General features: G+C 73.8%; 14 protein-coding genes. 5 read left to right on the top strand and 9 right to left on the bottom strand.

Annotation, left to right across the window (positions count from 1 at the left end):
• Window positions 1-65: 65 nt before the first annotated feature.
• The 3 genes from ACGFIQ_RS00865 to bioB are packed head-to-tail and all read right to left on the bottom strand — an operon-like array spanning window position 66 to window position 1,769.
• Complete coding sequence (locus tag ACGFIQ_RS00865) at window positions 66-572, bottom strand: GNAT family N-acetyltransferase (protein ID WP_393237317.1); 507 nt, start codon at window positions 570-572, stop codon at window positions 66-68.
• A 4-nt stretch (window positions 573-576) separates the two neighbouring features.
• Window positions 577-768 carry a hypothetical protein gene (locus ACGFIQ_RS00860; protein WP_393237314.1) on the bottom strand — a complete coding sequence of 64 codons (192 nt, stop codon included), beginning with the start codon at window positions 766-768 and terminating at the stop codon, window positions 577-579.
• Window positions 769-773: 5 nt separating this feature from the next.
• Complete coding sequence (gene bioB, locus ACGFIQ_RS00855) at window positions 774-1,769, bottom strand: biotin synthase BioB (RefSeq protein ID WP_393237311.1); 996 nt, start codon at window positions 1,767-1,769, stop codon at window positions 774-776.
• 154 nt (window positions 1,770-1,923) lie between these two features.
• On the opposite strand from bioB, the gene ACGFIQ_RS00850 reads away from it, so the two are divergent.
• Genes ACGFIQ_RS00850 through ACGFIQ_RS00835 form a run of 4 tightly spaced genes read left to right on the top strand, consistent with a single transcriptional unit; the run spans window position 1,924 to window position 6,097 of the window.
• Window positions 1,924-3,081, top strand: a complete 1,158-nt coding sequence (locus ACGFIQ_RS00850) for an 8-amino-7-oxononanoate synthase (RefSeq protein ID WP_393237308.1) — start codon at window positions 1,924-1,926, stop codon at window positions 3,079-3,081.
• Window positions 3,081-3,806, top strand: a complete 726-nt coding sequence (bioD, locus tag ACGFIQ_RS00845; RefSeq protein WP_393237305.1) for a dethiobiotin synthase — start codon at window positions 3,081-3,083, stop codon at window positions 3,804-3,806. The genes ACGFIQ_RS00850 and bioD overlap by 1 nt, the downstream gene beginning before the upstream one ends.
• Before the next feature lie 54 nt (window positions 3,807-3,860).
• Window positions 3,861-5,420 (top strand): sensor histidine kinase, encoded by a 1,560-nt coding sequence (locus tag ACGFIQ_RS00840; protein WP_393237302.1) that lies wholly within the window; start codon window positions 3,861-3,863, stop codon window positions 5,418-5,420.
• A complete protein-coding gene (locus ACGFIQ_RS00835) occupies window positions 5,420-6,097 on the top strand; it encodes a response regulator (protein ID WP_393237299.1) in 678 nt (225 codons plus the stop codon). Before ACGFIQ_RS00840 ends, ACGFIQ_RS00835 begins: the two co-directional genes overlap by 1 nt.
• A 30-nt stretch (window positions 6,098-6,127) precedes the next feature.
• On the opposite strand, the gene ACGFIQ_RS00830 is transcribed toward ACGFIQ_RS00835, so the two are convergent.
• From ACGFIQ_RS00830 to ACGFIQ_RS00810, 5 genes are all read right to left on the bottom strand, one after another.
• On the bottom strand, window positions 6,128-6,949 hold the full coding sequence (locus tag ACGFIQ_RS00830) for an ABC transporter permease subunit (protein ID WP_393237296.1): 822 nt from the start codon (window positions 6,947-6,949) through the stop codon (window positions 6,128-6,130).
• Complete coding sequence (locus ACGFIQ_RS00825) at window positions 6,946-7,878, bottom strand: ATP-binding cassette domain-containing protein (RefSeq protein WP_393237293.1); 933 nt, start codon at window positions 7,876-7,878, stop codon at window positions 6,946-6,948. The genes ACGFIQ_RS00830 and ACGFIQ_RS00825 overlap by 4 nt, the downstream gene beginning before the upstream one ends.
• 88 nt (window positions 7,879-7,966) lie before the next feature.
• A complete protein-coding gene (locus tag ACGFIQ_RS00820) occupies window positions 7,967-8,824 on the bottom strand; it encodes a polysaccharide deacetylase family protein (protein WP_393237290.1) in 858 nt (285 codons plus the stop codon).
• Window positions 8,825-8,848: 24 nt separating this feature from the next.
• Window positions 8,849-10,027 carry a cytochrome P450 gene (locus tag ACGFIQ_RS00815; RefSeq protein WP_393237287.1) on the bottom strand — a complete coding sequence of 393 codons (1,179 nt, stop codon included), beginning with the start codon at window positions 10,025-10,027 and terminating at the stop codon, window positions 8,849-8,851.
• A gap of 9 nt (window positions 10,028-10,036) precedes the next feature.
• Window positions 10,037-10,705 (bottom strand): class I SAM-dependent methyltransferase, encoded by a 669-nt coding sequence (locus tag ACGFIQ_RS00810; RefSeq protein ID WP_393237284.1) that lies wholly within the window; start codon window positions 10,703-10,705, stop codon window positions 10,037-10,039.
• 182 nt (window positions 10,706-10,887) lie between these two features.
• On the opposite strand from ACGFIQ_RS00810, the gene ACGFIQ_RS00805 reads away from it, so the two are divergent.
• Entirely contained in the window at window positions 10,888-11,727 is an 840-nt protein-coding gene (locus ACGFIQ_RS00805) for a hypothetical protein (RefSeq protein ID WP_393240228.1), read from the top strand.
• Between the two features lie 46 nt (window positions 11,728-11,773).
• Here ACGFIQ_RS00805 and ACGFIQ_RS00800 read toward each other — a convergent pair whose 3' ends face one another.
• Entirely contained in the window at window positions 11,774-14,704 is a 2,931-nt protein-coding gene (locus ACGFIQ_RS00800; protein WP_393237281.1) for a M36 family metallopeptidase, read from the bottom strand.
• Between the last annotated feature and the right edge of the window lie 183 nt (window positions 14,705-14,887).

Raw genomic sequence — 14,887 nt, 5'->3', positions numbered from 1 at the left:
TCGTTACGCCGAGACGGTGACTGTCCAAGGTCTCGTCACGCCCGGGAACAACCGGGACGGGTGAGTCACTCCACGAGATCGTCGGCGAGCAGGTCCATCAGCAGACCGTCGTGCCAGCGCCCGTCGTCGCCGCGCTCGTAGCGGCGCAGCACGCCCACCGGACGGAAACCGACCTTCGCGTACGCCCGGATGGCGGCGCTGTTCGCCGCGGCCGGGTCGATGGTGAACCGGTGGTGGCCGTACTCGTCGATCAGGTGCCGGGTCAGGGTGCGGATCGCGTCGACGCCGAGCCCGGCACCGCGTACCGCCGGGTCGAGGAAGACGTCCAGGCTGGCGTGCCGGTAGTCCGGGTCGGGTTCGGCGTACCACTGGATCGCGCCGACCACCCGGCCGTCGTGTTCGATCGCGTACACGTGCAGGTCGTCGTCGCCGAGGTCGGCGCGGACGGACTCGGTCAGGTCGTCGCCGCCACGCCACCAGCGGCGCACCTCCGGTGTGGCCCGGATCGTCGCGAAGGCCGGCACGTCCGCGACAGTCGCCGGTCGCAGGGTCACCGACCGCCCGCGCAGCACCGGCTCAGCCCCTGCTCTCGCCGTGCTCGACGCAGACCGCCGACCAGCCGACCGGCAGCACCTGCACCTTCATCCGGCGGCGGCACCGCGAGCAGAACCGCGGCGGCTCCAACTGGCGGGCCGACGCGCACGCGCGGTGGGCGTCGGCCGTCGCCGACTCGCCGCACCTGTCGCACCACAGCTCGGTCGTCGTCATGGTCGTCACAGCGTGGCAGAGAGCGCCTTGACCGGCATCTTCAATTCGTCCAGCAGGGCCAGGTCGGCGGTCGCCGGTCGACCCAGCGTGGTCAGGTAGTTGCCGACGATCACCGCGTTGATCCCGCCGAGCAGGCCGTCACGGGTGCCGAGGTCGCCGAGGGTGATCTCGCGACCACCCGCGTACCGGAGGATGGTGCGGGGCATGGCGAGCCGGAACGCCGCGATGGCCCGCAGCGCGTCCTTGCCCTCCACCACCGGGCGGTCGCCGAGCGGCGTGCCCGGCCGGGGGTTGAGGAAGTTGAGTGGCACCTCGTGCGGGGCCAGCTCGGCGAGCTGCGCGGCGAACTCGGCCCGCTGCTCGACGGTCTCGCCGAGGCCGAGGATGCCACCGCAGCACACCTCCATGCCGGAGTCGCGCACCATCCGCAGCGTCTCCCAGCGCTCCTCCCAGGAGTGCGTGGTGACCACGTTGGGGAAGTACGACCGGCAGGTCTCCAGGTTGTGGTTGTAGCGGTGCACACCCATGTCGACCAGGTCGTCGACCTGCTCCTGGGTGAGCATGCCGAGCGACGCGGCGACCTGGATGTCGACAGCGGCCCGGATGGCGGCGACGCCGTCGCGCATCTGCTTCATCAGCCGGGCGTCCGGGCCGCGCACCGCGGCGACGATGCAGAACTCGGTCGCCCCGGTCTCGGCGGTCTGCTTCGCCGCCTCGACAAGCGACGGGATGTCCAGCCAGACCGACCGCACAGGTGAGGTGAACAGACCCGACTGGGAGCAGAAGTGGCAGTCCTCCGGGCAGCCGCCGGTCTTCAGCGAGACGATGCCCTCGACCTCGACCTCGGGGCCACACCAGCGCATCCGCACGTCGTGGGCGAGTTGCAGGGCGGCGGGCAGGTGCTCGTCGGGCAGGGTCAGCACCGCGAGGATGCCGGCCTGGTCGAGGCCGACACCGTCACCCAGGACCTGGGTCCGGGCCTGGTCGAGGATCTCTGGCATGCCTCGTACCCTACTAGGCCCCCGGTCAGCCGGATGGCCTGGCAGCCCGCCGGCCCCGCGCACCGAGCGGATCCGTCGGGCCGGCGGTGGCGGGTGGTAATTTCGCCCGGCAGGTGTCGGGCTGACCGGCGCGCAGGGCGACGAAGGGGTGACGGTGGCGGACTGGCTGGCGGCGCTCGACCGCCGCGCGCAGTTGCGGGCGAAGGCGGGGCTGACCCGGCGACTGCACCCGCGTCCCGCCGGTGATCAGGTGACCGATCTGGCCGGCAACGACTACCTCGGCCTGGCCACCCACCCGGAGGTCACCGCCGCGGCCACGGCGGCACTGTCGGCGTACGGGCTGGGGGCGACCGGGTCGCGCCTGGTGCGTGGTTCCACCGACGCGCACCAGGCGCTGGAGGACGAGCTGGCGCAGTGGCTGGGCACCGATCGGGCCCTCGTCTTCTCCTCCGGCTACCTGGCCAACCTCGGTGCGCTGCGGGCACTGGTCCAACCTCGGACGCTGCTCGTCTCCGACGCGCACAACCACGCGTCCCTGATCGACGGCGCTCGGCTCTCCGGTGCGGAGACGGTCGTCACGCCGCACGTCGACGTGGACGCCGTCGCCGCCGCACTCGCGGCCGCCCCGGGCCGCCCGGCGGTGGTGGTGACCGAGTCGATCTTCTCGGTCGATGGTGACCTCGCACCGCTGGCCCGGCTGCACGCGGTGGCCCGGCGGCACGGCGCGCTCCTGTTGGTCGACGACGCGCACGCGCTCGGCGTGACCGGCCCGGCCGGCGCGGGTGCGGTGGCCGCCGCGGGGCTGTCCGGCGAACCGGACGTGCTGGTGACCGCCACCCTGTCCAAGGCGCTCGGTGGCGCCGGTGGCGTGGTCGCCGGCCCCGCCGAGTTCGTCCGGCATCTGGTGGAGACCGGGCGTACGTTCATCTTCGACACGGCGCTGCCGCCGGCGGTCGCCGCCGGTGTGCACGCCGCGCTGCGGCTGGCCCGGGTCGGCGACGACGTGCGCGGGGAGTTGTCCGACCGGGTGCGGTTGGCTGTCGTTCGGCTGCGGGCGGCCGGGCTGACCGTCTCCGCGCCGGACGCGGCGGTGATCTCGGTGACGGCCCCCGGGCCGGAGGCGGCCAGCGCCTGGGCCGTCGACTGCCGGGATCGGGGCGTCGCGGTCGGGTGTTTCCGGCCGCCGTCCACCCCGGACAGCCGGTCCCGGCTGCGTCTCACGGTCAGCGCCGGGGTGCCCCGGGCGGATTTCGAGCGGGCCCTGGAGGTCATCGTGGAGTGTGCCCCGCAGTCGCGAACAGAGGTGGCCTAATGACCGGGTGGGAGGGGCCGGTCCTGGTCACCGGCACCGACACCGAGGTCGGCAAGACGGTGGCGACAGCGGCGATCGCGGCCGCGGCGCAGGCCGCCGGGCTGCGGGTGGCGGTGGTGAAACCGGGCCAGACGGGTACGGCCGGCGGTGAGCCCGGCGACGTGGACGCGGTGAACCGGCTGGCTGCCCCGCTGACCGGGCGGACCCTGGCCAGTTATCCCGACCCGCTCGCCCCGTTGACGGCCGCCCGGGTCGCCGACCTGCCGCCGTTGGAGTTGTACGAGGCGGTGGACGCCGTTCGCGCCGAGGCGGACAAACACGACCTGGTGTTGATCGAGGGCGCGGGCGGGTTGCTGGTGCCGATGGGGCTGCGCCCGTCGGGGGAGGCGTGGACGATGGCCGACCTGGCGGTGTCGCTCGGCGCGCCGGCGGTGGTGGTCGCCCGCGCCGGGTTGGGCACGCTCAACCACACCGCGCTGACCCTGGAGGCGCTCGACCGGCGGGCGGTGCCGGCCGGTGTGGTGATCGGGGCCTGGCCGAGCCGGCCGGAGTTGGTGCACTGGACGAACCTCACCGAGCTGGTGCCGAATCTGCTCGGCGCGCTGCCCGACGGCGCCGGGGCGATGGACCCGGGTGTGTTCCGGCGTTCCGCGCCGGGCTGGCTCACCCCGGCCCTGCACGGGGTGCTCGACGACTGGCGGGTCTGGGCCGAGGAGAGCGGCTGAACACCTGACTTTCGTCGGTGTCCGCGCAGGTCGGGCGTGGGTAGCCTGGCCGCCGTGCGGATTCTCGACTTCTCGCCGCCAGGTTGGCTGGACCGGCGGCGTCGCCTGCTGCTGGACGCGCTGCTCTGGGCGGTGGTCGCGGCCCCGGTCGGCTACGCCGGGGTCAGCCCGCCCTACCCGCGGTACGCGGTGCCGCTGCTGGTCGGCAAGTTGCTGCTACTCGGCGCGGCCACGGTGGCGAGTCGACGCCGACCGTTGGTCGCCCTGGTGCTGGTGGTGCTCGGGTCGGTCGTCGACGGCAATTTCGTCTTCGCCATTCCGGTCTTCAGCTATCTCACCGGGCGGCGCAGCGTCTCCGCGGCCCCGGTGGCCGGGGTCTTCGTGCTGATCGTGGCCGGCGGGACGGCGCTCAACCTGGGTCTGCTCGGCACCGGCGAGGCCACCTGGTTCCTGCTGGCCTCGGTGTTGCTCTTCGCCGCGGTGTTCCCCTGGCTGGTGGGCCGCTACCGGCGTCAGCAGCGGGAGTTGGCCGCCGCGGGTCGTCGTCACGTGGACTCGCTGATCCGCGAGGAGCGCGGTGCCGCCGAGCGGATCCGGCTGCGGGAACGGGCCCGGATCGCCGGGGAGATGCACGACTCGCTGGGTCACGACCTCAGCCTGATCGCGTTGCGCGCCGCCGCCCTGGAGGTCGCCGCCGACCTCGACGACCGGCACCGGGCCGCGGCGGGGGAGTTGCGGGCCAGCGTCTCCGCCGCCACCGAGCGACTGCACGAGATCATCGGGGTGCTCCGCGAGGAGGGTGGCGCGTCGGTGCGTCCGAGTGGGGAGACCGTCGCCGACCTGGTCGACAATGCCCGGGAGGCCGGCATGGCGGTCCGGCTGGAGGCCGCCTCGGCGGTCGCGGAGCTGCCGGCGATGACCGGCCACGCGGCGCACCGGGTGGTCCGTGAGGCGCTGACGAACGCGGCCCGGTACGCGCCGGGCGCCCCGGTCGACGTTCGTCTCAGCCGCGACGGTGAACGGGTCGAGGTGTGCGTGGTCAACGGTGCGCCGCCGGCGGAGCCGCTGCCGGCCCCGCCGTCGCAGGGCAGCGGGTTGCTCGCGCTCGCCGAGCGGGTCCGCCTCGCCGGTGGGACGCTCGACGCCGGGCCCCGCACCGAGGGCGGGTTCGTCGTCCGGGCGGTGCTGCCGGCGACCGCGCCAGCGGTGGAGGCGATCGAGAGCGACGTCGCCGCACCGTCCGGCGGCGGGCCCGGCCCGGTGGAGCAGCCGGTGGACGCGGCGCGGCGGCTGCACGACGCCCGTCGGCGGGTCCGGCGCAGTCTGTTGGTGGCGCTCCTGGCACCTGCCGGGTTCGCCCTGGTGCTCTCCCTCGTCTACTACCCGGTGGCGACCGCCGGGACGGTGTTGGACCGGGCCACCTTCGACCAGATGCGCGTCGGCACGGCCCGCTCGGAGCTGGAGGGTCTGCCCCGGCGGCAGTTGGAGAGCCCCGTCGGTGTCGACCGGGCCGGCTGCGAGTACTACACCGACGGCAACTTCCCCCTCGCCGAGCCGACCTGGCGTCTCTGCTTCACCGACGGCCGGTTGGCCAGCAAGGAGTGGATCGCCTAGTGGACACCGACAGGGCGGGGGCAGCGCCGGTGCGGGTGGTGCTGGCCGACGACGAGGCGATGATCCGGGCCGGCGTCCGGGCCATCCTCGCCACCGATCCCGGGATCGAGGTGGTCGCCGAGGCCGGTGACGGACGCGCCGCGGTGGAGTTGGTCCGCGCGCACCGACCTCGGGTCGTGTTGCTGGACATCCGGATGCCGCGGCTGGACGGGTTGGCCGCCGCCGCCGAGATCCGCCGGCTCGTGCCGGAGACCGCGACGATCATGTTGACCACGTTCGGCGAGGACGACCATGTGGCCCGCGCGCTCGGGCACGGTGCCAACGGGTTCCTGCTCAAGGCCGGTGACCCGCGTGAGTTGATCGCCGGTGTGCACGCCGTGGCCGACGGTGGCGCGTACCTGTCGCCGCAGGTGGCGCGCCGGGTCATCGAGCTGGGTGCGGGGCGGTTGGCCCGCCGGCCGGCTGCGCGGGACCGTACGGCCGGGCTGACCGAGCGGGAACGGGAGGTGCTGGCCCTGGTCGGGGCGGGGCTGTCCAACGCCGAGATCGCCCGCCGACTGCACCTGGTGGAGGGCACCGTGAAGAGTTACCTGACCAGCATCTTCACCCGGCTGGACGTGCGTAACCGGGTGCAGGCGGCGATCCTCGCGTACGAGGCGGGGCTCGTCGACGGCTGAGCGGGGGCCGGGAAGCCCCCGCTCAGCTCGTCAGGCGTCGCGGCGGCGCAGTGCGGCCCGGCCCAGCAGCAGCGCGGCACCGGCCCAGCCGGCGAGCAGGAGCAGCCCGACCAGGCTCGGGTACGGCTCGGTGTCGCCGGCCAGGAAGTGCCCACCGGCCACGCCGGGGAACCCGTCGGCGATCCGGTTCAACACCTCGATGTCCGGCTCCTGGAGGGACAGCGGCACGATCATCAGGGTGGCGAGGAGCACGGTGATCGTGAGCACCGCACTGCGCAGTGCGGCGCCGAGACCCAGGGCGAACACGCCGATCAGCGCCAGGTAGACAGCCACCGCCATGATGTCGCCGATCGTCTCGGCGGCCGGGGCGCTGCCCCACTCGCCGAGCACCGGCCGGGCGACCAGGGTGCCGATGCCGCCGAGCAGCAACCCGAGGGCGAAGGTGACGGTGCCGACGACCGTGGCCTTGGCCAGCAGCACCCGGCCGCGGGACGGGGTGCACTGCAACGTGGTCCGGATGGTGCCGCTCGTGAACTCGGTGGTGATCGCCAGCAGGCCGAGGGCGAGCACCACGAACTGGGTCAGGTCGACCGAGTCGATCAGCACGCTGCCGACGGTGACGATTCCCGGGTCGTCGGTCGGGTCGTCGTTGGTGTTGGCGTTCGCGGCGTAGATGGCGAGTTGGCCGGCGCTCGCGGCCATCACCAGCAGCCCGGCCAGCGCCGTCCACCAGGTGCTGCGCACCGAGGAGAGCTTGGTCCACTCGGCGGCCACCGCCCCCCGGACGGTGCCCGGCGCACCGGCGGCCGGTGTGCTGGCGGGGCGGGTGCCCGCGTCGGTCCGGGTGCTCATCGGTGCCCACCCTCGGTCGGACCGCCCGCGTATTCGACACTGTCGGCGGTCAGCTCCATGAACGCCTGTTCCAGGGTCGCGGCCTGCGCGGTCAGCTCGTGCAGTCGTACCCCCAGCTCGTAGGCCAGGTCACCGACCCGGTCCGCGGTGGAGCCGGTGACGGTCAGCTCGGTGCGGTCGGCCGCCACCACGCTCGCCCCGGTGGCGGTGAGGCGCGCGGCCAGGGCGGCCAGCCCGTCCGGGTGTGGGCTGCGCACGCGGACCGCGACAGTGCTGCCGGCGATCACGTCGCCGATCGGTGCGTCGGCGAGCAGTCGGCCCCGCCCGATCACCACGAGTTGGTCGGCGGTGAGCTGCATCTCGCTCATCAGGTGGCTGGAGACGAAGACGGTCCGCCCCTGGTCGGCAAGCGAGCGCGTCAGTTGTCGTACCCAGCGCACCCCGTCCGGGTCGAGGCCGTTCACCGGCTCGTCGAACATCAGCACCGGCGGGTCGCCGAGCAGTGCCCCGGCGATGCCGAGCCGCTGGCCCATGCCGAGGGACAGGGTCCGGCCCGGTTTGCCGGCGGCCCGCCCGTCCAGCCCGACGGTGTCCAGCACCTCGTCGACCCGGCGGGCGGGGATGCCGTTGCTGCGGGCCATGGCGAGCAGGTGGGCCCGGCCGGACCGGGCCGGGTGGATGGCCCGTGCGTCGAGCAGCGCGCCCACCTCGTGCAACGGTCGGCGCAGCTCCCGGTACGCGCGCCCGCCGACGAGGGCCTGTCCGGCGGTGGGGCGGTCCAGCCCGAGGATCATCCGCATGGTGGTGGACTTGCCGGCGCCGTTGGGGCCGAGGAAGCCGGTGACCCGGCCGGGCGCGACGTCGACGGTCAACGCGTCGACCGCGACTGTCGCCCCGAACCGTTTCGTCAACCCACGTAATGTGATCATGCGCTGACGCTAGGCGCGCGACCCGCTGCCGCACCGCGCCCGAAGGGCACCACCCGACCCTGACTTTCGTCAGGTCGTCGGCGGTCGGTCAGCGCACGTAGTCCTCCAGCAGCGCCGGCGTGAGCCCGGCCCGGTGGATCGCCTTGAGCGCCGCGAGCAGGTCGTCCATCAGCGCCGGCCGGAAGTGCATCAGCAGTACGTCGCCGGGCTGGACCACCTTCTCCGGGGTCTGGTAGCGGACCTTCCCCTCGTGCACGGTCTCGGTCCAGTGCAGGACCGCCTTCGCGCCGCAGTCGTACGCGGCTTTCAACGTGGTGGCGTCGTGGTTGCCGAAGGGCGGGCGGAACAGGGTCGCCCGCTTGCCGAACAGTGTCTCCAGCTTGTCCGCCGCCCCGCAGATCTCGTGCTTCTGGTAGTCGTACGAGCGGCCGGCCAGCGAGGTGTGGTTGATGGTGTGGTTCTCGACGACCCCGCCGGCCACCTGGATCTGCCGGAAGTAGTCGGTGTGCTCCGCCGCCGCCGGTGAGTTGAGGAACATCGTGACCGGGATGTGCGCCTGCCAGACGAAGTCGGCCACCTCGGGCGGTCGGGCCAGCCCACCGTCGTCGATGGTGATGAAGGCGACCTTCTGGTCGGTCGGCAGGCGGTGCCAGAACTGGGCGACGCCGGTCGTCGGCAGCGGCACCGGTTGCGGCGGCGGCGCCTGCGGGAAGGTCGGGACCTGGGACACGTACCAGGCCAGACTTCCCGGTGTGGGCTTGACCGTCGGGGACAGCGAGGCCGAGGGCGTCGGCAAGGCCGAGAGTGTCGGCGGGGCGGACGGTGTCGGCTGGGTCGCGGTGATCTGCCGGGCGTGGACCGTGTGGCCGGCTGTGCAGGCGCTCAGCAGCAGCAGGGCCAGAACTGGTAAGACGACGAGGATCCGACGTGCGGGGGTCGCGGACACGCCCGGAAACCTACCGAAGCGAGATCAGGATCCGGTCAGGCCGGTGCCCCGCACCACGAAGGCGTCCGGCATCCGGAAGGTGAGATTGTCCGGGCACCAGGGTGGGCGTACCACCGTCACCGCGTCCAGCAGTGGTGTCGCCTCGGCAACCACCACGGCCGCCTCCATCCGGGCCAGCACGTCACCGACGCAGCGATGGGCGCCAGCCCCGAACGCCAGGTGTCGGCGGGACCCACGCTGCCCCGGGCGGAACTCGTCGGGCGACTGGACGACCGCGGGGTCACGGCCGGCGCGGGCCAGCCAGAGCACGAGGCTGCTGCCCGCCGGCACCGCCGTGCCGCCCAGCGTGCTGTCCGCCGCCGCCACCCGCCGCCAGGTGACGATGGGCGGCTCCAGCCGCAGCCCCTCCTCCACCACGTCGGCCACCGCGACCGCGCCGGTGCGCAGCCCGGCCCGCACCGCCGGTTCGCCGGCCAGCCGGTGCAGCAGCAGGGTGAGGAACTGCGAGGTGGTCTCCTGCCCGGCGACCAGCAGGAAGAAGAGCGCGCCGACCACCACGTCCGGTGGGTGCCCGGTCGCGCGCAACTCGCCGGCCAACCCGCCCCCGCTTGTCGCGAAGTCCCGCAGTACGCCGTGGAACCGACCCACCTCGGCGGCGAGCGCCAGCTGCCGGTCGACGTCCAACGGTGCCCAGAACAACTCCAGCGCGGCGCGGGCGAACTCCTTGACCGCACCGACAGGTGCGTCCGGCAGCTCGACGAGCCGGGCCAGCACCAGCAGCGGCAGGTCGGCGGCGAGGTCCGCGTACAGGTCGACCGACGCGCCGGTGTCGAGCCGGGCGCCGAGCCGAGCGATCCGGTCCCGGACCAGCGCGGTGAGCCAGGGCCGCTGCGCGGCGACCCGCTCGGGGTGCAACGCCGCCGCGACGATCGCCCGGATCTCCGGATGGCTGGCACCCGAGTTGTTGGCCAGGGTCGGCGGCAGCCGGAAATGGTGCCCGGTGAGCACCCGCAGCGCGCTCACCGGCATCGGTGTCACGGCGTCCAGCGCGTTGTCCGGGCGGTAGGTGACCGGGTCGGCCAGCACCTGCCGGACCAGCGCGTGCCGGGTGACGACCAGATGGCGTACGCCGACGTGGTCGGTCACCTCGGCGACGTCCGGCCAGGGTGCCTCGACCGCGGACCCCCAGCCGGAAAACAGCACGTCGACACGCTAGCGGGCGGCTCCGGGCAGCCCGGCACGCAACTGCCAGACGGTGGTGCGCTTCACCCGGACACTCTCCAGCGCCTCCGGCACCGGCACGTCGTACGCGGCCAACTCGTCGAAGCGGTCGCGGGGCAGGAACGCCCGGCCGGGGTCACCGACGAGCGCGGGTGCACCGGCCCGGGCGGCGCGCAGCAGGAACCGCAGCACCCGCCGGGCCATCGCGTCGCTGTAGAAGACGTCGCCGGCGAGCACCACCTCGGCGTCCCCGGCGTCGGAGTCGAGGATGTCACCGAACTCGGCGTCGACGCGTACCCCGTTGGCCTCGGCGTTGAGGGCGACGGCCGCGACCGCCAGTTCGTCCACCTCGACGGCGCGCACCGACGCCGCGCCGGCGCGGGCGGCGGCGATGGCCACCAGGCCGGAGCCGGAGGCGAGGTCGAGCACCCGGCGGCCGGCGACCAGCTCCGGGTGGTCTGTCACGTAGCGGGCGAGCGCCTGCCCGCCGGCCCAGGCGAACGCCCAGAACGGCGGCGGCCGGTCGGTGGAGAACTCGCCCTCGGTCAGCTCCCACAGCCCGATCGGCTCGTCGGCCTGGTGCAGTCGCACCTCGGGGACGAAGGGAACCGGACCCAGCCGGGCGTGCAGCCGGACGAACGTGCTGGAGAGCTCGGACACCCGACGATTCTCGCGCACCTGTCACCCCGGGCGGCGCGGGAGGTGGACCGGTACGGGTAAGGGGTTCACCACTGTCGGTGAAAACACCACTCGTCCTTGGCGTCCGGTGCGAAGACACCCCTCTGTCCGACCCGCCCGCTTCCTCCTAGCGTTTTGCGCAGGAGACGAGAAGAGGCGAGGTGATGGTGATCGTGTGGCGGTACGCGCTGCGGATCGGGGCGTTGGTTGCCGGCGTGGCCGGGGCGGTGCTGACCCTGGCCGCGCCAGCACAGGCGGCCTTCGCCACCGAGATGAGCGGCCTGCCGGCCCGGTTCACCGCCGGTGACCAGGTGCGGACGATCTCGGCGGTGGTCTCGCAGACGGATCGGCGCGGCGGGTGTGCGAAGGTGCGCTGGTCGATGGTGCTCAGCGTGCAGGGCCTCCGACTCGACCAGGTGAAGATGGACCGGGTGGAGGAGACCGGCGACTTCCCGCTGGAGATCCAGACCGAGGGTGACGTGGCCCGGCTGACCGACCGGCAGCTCGACCCGGGCACGCTCTGCCCGGGCCGCACCGTCACAGCCCGCTACCGGGTGGCCTTCGCCGAGGACGTCACCCAGGGGCGGGTCACCCTCGCCGCCGAGGCGTACGACGCCAACCGGCGTCTGCTGGCCCGGCAGACCGCCACCCGCTCGGTGGTGGGGGCGGGTGGCACCCCGACCGGTACGCCGACGCCGACCGCGACGTCGTTGCCGCCCAGCGAGCCGGCCGAGGAGGAGAGCACGACGGCCGAGGAGCCGGTCGGGGACTACCCGGCCGACGCGGCGCCACCGGCCGGCCGACAGGTCTCGCAGTCCGGCGGGTTCGGCATCGTGCAGGCCGCGTTCCTGCTCGGCGCGTTACTGCTCTTCCTCGGGATGGGCCTGCTGCTGCGGCTGCGACACCTGACCCGGCCCGCGTCCGACGAGGGCGAGGACCCGACGGTGGACCGGCGCTGGGAACGGCCGGCCCCGGCCGACCGCTGGCGACCGGCCCGCCGCTGATCGGGGGCTGAGGGGGCCGGCGGGTAGTCCGCCGGCCCCCTCGGCGTCACTGCGAGAACGCCTGGAACTCGGCGATCCTGACCTGCGTCCGGGCCGGGCTGGCCGTCGCGCAGTCCGTCGTCGTGGCCGGGTCGTCGTCCTGCTCGCCCGCGTACCGGGGGCCGCCGGTGCACTGGCTCGCCAGCACCTCCAGGCGCAGGTGGGTGGCGGGGGTCGAGGGCACCGCGAACGTCCGCAGGTTGATGTCCCGGCTGTACGACCGGTACGCCCCGCCGGGGAACGCGTCGCCCGCGCTTGTGTAGATCCGCTGCCAGCGGGCCGGGTCCGCGCAGTCGGTGGTCGTCGCGTCGCAGGCGGACACCGCGAACGAGCGCAACGCACTGAGCGCGTTCTGGCTGCCGGTGTCGGCGTCCCCGGTGATCGCCGGGCGCAGCATCGCACTGACGTTGAGCCGCTTGACCGTCTGCGGGGCGTCCCCGGGCAACGCCACGGTGAGCTGCCGGCCGGCCACCCCGTCCAGGGAGGCCCAGTTCGTGGCCTCGGTGTCGTCGGCGATCCGGTCCAGGTTGACCCCGTCGCCGGTGACCGTCGCCCCGGACGCCGTGGACGCCAGGTTGCGGCTCATCCGCAGGTCCACGTACCCGTCCTGATCGGCCTTGGCGACCACGCTGAGCCGCTGGTGCCCGAAGCCGGGTGCCACGGCGAGCAGGTCGTACGTGCCGGCCACCAGCTCCACGGTGTCCGGGATCGGCGTCGCCGGGTCGGTGTCCGCGATCGGCGTGGCCCGCGCCTCGTACGCCCCGACGTACACCCGGATCGGCGCGTCGACGCTGTCCCCGCGCGGGCGCAGGGTGAGTGTCGCGTTGCCACCGCGCGGCGAGGCGAAACTCGGTGTCGGATCGGTGTCGCCGGCGCCGTTGGTGGCGGCGTCGCGGCCCATCCCGGAGCGGGCGAACTCGGCCCAGATCAGGTCCTGGTTGGCGCCGCCGAAGCGGAGCAGGTCGGCGGTGAGCATGTTGTCCCGCATGTCGAGCATGCTGACCTGGCTGGCCGCCTGGAGCAGGAACGAGTCGAAGACCAACTGCGACCAGCGCCGGTTGCCGGGGCACCTGTCGGCGGCGACCTTCCCCTGTGCGCAGTCGAGCTGCCGCTGCGCAGTGCCGAGGCCGTACCGCTTGACCAGCGCGGAGCGGACCCGGAAGTTGGTGGCGCCCCAGATCTCCCCGTCGGCGTGCACGGCGGGACCCGCGGTGTTGTAGCCGATGTCGGAGTAGTTGAGCGGGCTGCGGCTCAGGTCGTAGTTGCGGATGCCGCTGACCAGGTTGCCGGTGACGTAGCCGCCGGTGACGAAGGGCGTCTCGCCGGGTGCGCGTAGCCCGTTCTGGAACAGGTACTCGGCGGCGAGCAGGTCGCCCCACGACTCGCCCATCGCACCACCCTGGTGGCCGCCGATCCCGCTGTCCGGGCCGGCGATCATCCGGTTGGTGATCGCGTGGGTGTACTCGTGGCCGATCACCGTCATGTCGTAGTCGCCGTCCACACACGGCGGGTACGGGCCGCCGGCCTGCGGCTGCCACAGGTACATGTTGGTGGTCGGCGGCAGCCCGTCGCGCCCGGTGCCCTGGTTGGCGTTGTTGCGGTTGCCGGTCAGCGCGCCCTGCTGGGCGCGGCCCTGCTCGGCGTCACCGCCCAGCCCGGCCGGGGTGAGGTTGACCGCCTGGAGGTTCCACGCCGACTCGGTGAAGCCCAACTGGTACGACCAGTCGTGCATCCGGTTGTGCATGGCGAAGAGGTTGGCGATCGACGCGTCCGCGTCGTTGCGCTGGGCGGAGGTGAACACCTCCGGGTTGCACTTCGCCTGGCGCCACTGGTCGGTGAACGGGTACTCGTAGCGGCGGTCCGGGCTGGTGGTGGCCGGGACGATCGGGGTGCCCGCACCCCAGGAGAGCACCGTGTTGGCCGAGTTGCCGCGTGAGGTGAACGTCGGTGTGCCGGTGGCCGCGTCGACGTCCCATGGTTGGCCGGTGGCCGGGTCGCGGAGGGCGGCCTGGCAGCCGGGCGCGGGGTCGCCGCACCAGCGCACCCGGGGGTCCTGCCCGGGGTCGAGGTCGCGGGGCGGGGTGGCCGGGAAGACCGCCCAGCTCGGGTTGTCGGAGTCGAAGTCGACGAGGTCCTCACGGACCAGCACCTGCCCGGTGCCGCCGTCCACGTAGCTGGTGAACGCGACCGGGTGGTCGGTGTCCGCGCCGATCATCGTGACCTCGTAGGCGGCCCGTGGCCCGTCCAGCGGGGTGGGTACGGCCACCTGCCGGATGGTGTGGCTGGCCACCGCGCCAGCGGTCAGTCCGGCGTCGGCGAGCGCGGCGGCGTACGCCTGCTCGGCCGTGCGGGTGGCCGGCGCGGGCGTGCCGGTGTCGCGGGCCAGCGAGGAGCTGACCGACACCACCGAGCCGTTGGCGACCGCGAGGGTGACGAGACCGTCCGGCCCGGCCGGCAGGTCGCCGAACCGTTGTCGGAGGGTGACCACCGCACCGCTGCCGATCGGCCGGACCAGCACCCGTTCCATGCGGGCCACCGCGGCGGCGTCCATGCCGAACAGGTCGCGGTTGGCCCTCAGGTAGGCGCGGGCGGCGGCCTCCGCGTCGGCGGGCAGCCCGGTGGCGAGCGGGGTACGGCCGGGGCCGAGGGCGTGCGGGGTGCCGAGTCGGTTCCACCGGACGTCGGGGTCGGCGGCGCGGGCCAGGCCGCGCTGACGGGCGTCGGGTGCCGCCGTACCGATGCGGTTGTCGGCGTCGGCGGGCTCGTGCCCCTCGCTGAACGGTCCGGACCGGCGCTCGGCCGACGGCGCGCTGCCGGTGGGGGCCGCGGTGCTCACGCCGGTGGGGAGCAACGCGGCGACCGTGGCCGTCGTCGCCAGGATGGCGATGAGCCGGCGTCGACGCCGGCTCATCGGGGGTGACCATTCGGGTCGTGGCACGGAACCTCCTCGTGGGAGCGAAATGGCCGGCGGTCCGCCGGCCGTCGCTGCGCGATCACGCATGTGCATCTGTGGATATCAGGCGGCCGGGGTCGCGGCAAGCTCTGGGGCGGATCGCCCGGCCGTCGAGCACGGCGCGTGGGCGAGGCACAACCGGGGCCACCACGTACGGCACAGTCTTCG

Origin of the sequence: Micromonospora sp. NPDC048898, from assembly GCF_043198035.1 — a bacterium.
In the GTDB taxonomy this organism is placed as follows: Bacteria; Actinomycetota; Actinomycetes; order Mycobacteriales; family Micromonosporaceae; genus Micromonospora.
This window is presented reverse-complemented; position numbering and strand designations above follow the sequence as displayed.